The 623-nt window shown below is 31.6% G+C and carries 1 protein-coding gene; it reads left to right on the forward strand.

Annotation, left to right across the window (positions count from 1 at the left end; genetic code table 11):
• The coding region (locus HMPREF3029_RS02570) for a TRAP transporter large permease subunit (protein WP_168165489.1) at positions 1-441 on the forward strand (441 nt) is incomplete at its 5' end.
• Positions 442-623: the final 182 nt, after the last annotated feature.

Consider the following 623-nt stretch of genomic DNA (forward strand, 5'->3'; position numbering starts at 1 on the left):
ATCGGCGCCCTATTTTATGCGAAAGTTTTAACATTAAGCCAATTACCAAATATAATAACGAATTATTTCGTTAACCTTTCAGTACCGCCTATGGTTATCATCACAATTATTTGTATAATCTTTTTCCTATTAGGCATGATTATGGTGCCGATTGGAATCTATGCAATGATTCTACCAATTGTTGCACCAATAGTTTCAGGTTTAGGATACGACCTTATTTGGTTCGGTGTCATCACAATGAAATTAGTAGAAATTGGGGCCGTCACACCTCCTGTAGGTTTAAATGTATTTGCATTAAAAGGAGTGACACCTAAAGATATCTCTACGACAGACATTTTTAGAGGTGTGACACCTTTTATCATATTAGACATAATAATACTAATTTTCTTAATAATGATTCCGTCTCTTTCATTATGGTTACCAGAACTGTTATTCAAGTAAGGATGATTATTAATGGATACCACTTTAAATGAATTTATAAATAGTATATATTTTTTTAATAATTACTCTGAAATATCTTATAAAAATGCAGAGAGGATTATTTCAGATACAGTCGCAAGTGTTTTATACGGCATAAGAGATCAAGAGGTACAGAACTTAATAAACACAAAAAACGTTGAAAC

Source organism: Nosocomiicoccus sp. HMSC059G07 (genome assembly GCF_001815515.1).
Lineage (GTDB): Bacteria > Bacillota > Bacilli > Staphylococcales > Salinicoccaceae > Nosocomiicoccus > Nosocomiicoccus ampullae_A.